At 71.4% G+C, this 3,109-nt stretch carries 5 protein-coding genes; all 5 read left to right on the top strand.

What is annotated here, in order from left to right; translation table 11 throughout:
• Nucleotides 1-197: 197 nt before the first annotated feature.
• Entirely contained in the window at nucleotides 198-803 is a 606-nt protein-coding gene (cas6, locus tag AAG801_RS41265) for a type I-MYXAN CRISPR-associated protein Cas6/Cmx6 (protein WP_341893661.1), read from the top strand.
• A gap of 30 nt (nucleotides 804-833) precedes the next feature.
• Nucleotides 834-1,163, top strand: coding sequence for a TusE/DsrC/DsvC family sulfur relay protein (locus tag AAG801_RS41270; protein ID WP_341893662.1), 330 nt, complete (start codon nucleotides 834-836; stop codon nucleotides 1,161-1,163).
• A gap of 10 nt (nucleotides 1,164-1,173) precedes the next feature.
• The gene (locus AAG801_RS41275) at nucleotides 1,174-1,785 is read left to right on the top strand and encodes a hypothetical protein (protein ID WP_341893663.1); all 612 of its coding nucleotides are present in this window, start codon (nucleotides 1,174-1,176) and stop codon (nucleotides 1,783-1,785) included.
• A 2-nt stretch (nucleotides 1,786-1,787) separates the two neighbouring features.
• Entirely contained in the window at nucleotides 1,788-2,711 is a 924-nt protein-coding gene (locus AAG801_RS41280) for a TauD/TfdA family dioxygenase (protein WP_341893664.1), read from the top strand.
• Nucleotides 2,712-2,723: 12 nt separating this feature from the next.
• A partial coding sequence (locus AAG801_RS41285; RefSeq protein WP_341893665.1) for a hypothetical protein occupies nucleotides 2,724-3,109 on the top strand: 386 nt, incomplete at its 3' end.

Consider the following 3,109-nt stretch of genomic DNA (forward strand, 5'->3'; position numbering starts at 1 on the left):
AGCGCGCTTCGTGATCTGACTTGCCGCGGTTGTCCGAACGCAGCGACCGCAGGTCGCGAAGTGAGTTCTGCGGCACGACCCCGGCGCGAGCATCGCAGTGCAGTCGGCCTGCAGGGCCGACCGCCACGGCATGAGCCCCCGGCGGGCAGCGCCTGCCGCGATGCCCCGAGCCCGGGCAAGACGCAGGACCAGGCCAGATGAACACGCCCACCCGCGTCGACGTCGCCTTCCCCCTGCAAGGCCACGACCTGCCGCGCGACCACCGTCTCGCGCTGGCGGAGGCGGTTGCGCAACTCGTGCCCTGGCTCGCCGACGACCCGCAGGCCGCCGTACATCCGGTCAAGCTGGTGCACGGCAGCGGCGAGCCCGCGTTGCTGTCGGCCCGCTCGCGCCTGGTCCTGCGCGTCGCTCGCGAGCGCGCCGATGAACTGCACACCCTGGCCGGCCGCACGCTGCGCGTGGCCGGCCACGAACTCAGGCTCGGCGAACCTCATCTGCGCGAACTGCTGCCGCACACCACGCTGTACGCGCACTTCGTCGACGCGGGCGATGCCGACGAGGCTCGCTTCCTCGACGCGGTAGGCGCCGAGCTCGAGCAGATGGACGTCAGCTGCCACCGCGTCTGCGGGCGCGAGCAGGCCTGGCGCGGCCCGCAACAGCCGCTGCACGGTTTCAGCCTGATGTTGCACGGCCTGCGCGCCGCGGCCGCGCTGCGTGTGCTGGAGCACGGCCTCGGTGCGCACCGGCTGCTCGGCTGCGGCGTGTTCGTGCCGCACAAGTCGGCCGCCGCCGTGGGCGATTGAGATCGACGAGAGACCAAGGAGACCCCGACGATGAGCTACACCGTGAACGGCGCCGAACTCGAGACCGACGACCAGGGCTACCTGCTCGAGCCCGACTACAGCGACGAAGTCGTGCGCGTGATCGCCGCCGCCGAGAACATCACGCTGAGCGACGATCACTGGAAGGTGGTGAACTACCTGCGCGACCAGTACCGCGAGCACGGCCACACGCCCAACTTCCGCAACATGCTCAAGGGCGTGGCCGAGATCCTGCCCGGCTGCGACAGCAAGGCGCTGTACGACCTGTTCCCCATCGGCCCGGCCAAGCAGGGCGCCAAGGTGGCGGGCCTGCCGCAGCCGCTGGGCAAGGGCGGCTACTGAGCCCAACCCGATGGCCACCAAGCTGCGCATCAAGGCCCACTGGTTCAAGCCCGATCAGGCGAAGAGCCCGGAGCAGACCGCCAGCGCGATGGCCTTCATCGCCTGGCGCATCGCGCTGAACATGCTCAAGCGCATGCGCGAGGCGGACTTCGACATCGACGCCGGCCCGGCCTACTTCGGCTTCGTGCGCGAGGTGCTGGTGTTCCTGCTCGCCGGCATCGACCGCCTGGCCTATGCGCAGCTCGGCGCCGACGCACGCACGCCGTTCACCACCGCACTGGTGCTGCGCGTGGCCGAGATCCTGCGCGAGAACGAGGCCGACCTGCTCGGCCCGATCGCGGGTGACGACTACCGCGACCGCTTCATCGACCAGTTCAACACGCTGGCCGGGCACTACGCCGAGTTCGACTGGTCCGAGGCGGAAGGCCCCGACTTCGCCTTCGTGCGCTACCTGGGCAGCCGCCTCGAGGCCTCGGTGCCCGAGAAGGACCGCCACTGGGTCATCGACCAGGTGATGGCCATCGAGGTGCCTGAAGCGGTGGGCATGCTGCAGCGCGCGATGCAGGGTGTGTTCTCGACCGAGCCGCGCAGCACGCGCCGCGGCGACATGAGCGGAGACTGACGATGAGCGCCCTGCCCTGCCCCGCACAGCGTCTCGCCCGCGAGATCGCAGGCAATCCATTTGACCTCGACGACGAGCACGCCTACCGTGCCTGGCGCGAGCTCAAGCTGGCCGACGCGCCGCGCAGCGCCGAGGCGCTGACGGTCGATCTGCACGACCCGGCGGCGCTCACCGCCGCGCAGCGTGCGACGCTGCTCGACCGCTGCGCGCGCCACAACATGGCGCTGTACCGCAGCAGCCCGGTCGCCGCCGACAAGTCGGTCGCGCGCGAGCTCGGGCGGCAGATCGGCCTGGTCCGCCTCGACGCCAACTGGCTGGCCGACGAGGACGGCATCTCGCCGATCACCGTGCGCGAAGGTGCCGGGCCGGCCGGCGCCTTCATCCCGTACACCAACCGCGCCATCAAGTGGCACACCGACGGCTACTACCACCCGGCGCAGCGGGCCATCCGCGGCATGATCCTGCACTGCGTGCGGCCAGCGGCCAGCGGCGGCGCCAACCAGCTGCTCGACCACGAGCTGGCCTACATCGCGCTGCGCGATGCCGACCCGGCGCACGTGCGCGCGCTGATGGCCGAAGACGCGATGACCATCCCGGCACGCACCGACGAGGACGGCGTGGCCCGCGCGGCGCAGGCCGGCCCGGTGTTCAGCGTCGATGCGCTCGGCTTCCTGCACATGCGCTACACGGCGCGAACGCGCAGCATCGCCTGGAAGGACGACGCGCCGACACGCGCTGCCGTCGCCTGCCTGGAATCGCTGCTGGCCGGCGCCTCGCCGCACGTGCTGCGCGTGCGCATGGAGCCCGGCATGGGCCTGGTCGCCAACAACGTGCTGCACGACCGCGAGGCCTTCATCGACGACCCGCAGCGCCCGCGCCTGCTCTATCGCGCGCGCTATCTCGACCGTGTCGCGCGACCCGACTGAGCCGGAGCACGCATGTCGCAATGGGTCACCGTCTGGCGCGCCGCCCACCTGGTGGGCGTGCCGCGCGGCGTGCTGCAGCAGCGTGTGCGCAACGGCGAGCTGACGCTGCACGACGGGCTGGTCTCCACCGACACGCTGCTGCGCCTGTACCCGCAGGCGCAGCTCGAGGACACCGGCATGCTCGAGCGCGTCGTCCAGCTCAAGGACGAGGCCTTCGGCCGGCGCGTGCGCGAACGCATCCTGCCCAGCCAGGAGGTGCTGGCGCAGCGCCTGTTCCGGCAGAGCCAGGAGCTCGCCGACCTGCGCCGCCACCTGCAGCGCTACCACGCGCTGGTGCTGGAGTTGCGCGATGCGATTCGTGCCCAGGCCGAGGCCGCGCCGGGCGACGAGGCACTGCA

Source organism: Variovorax sp. YR752, from assembly GCF_943372545.1.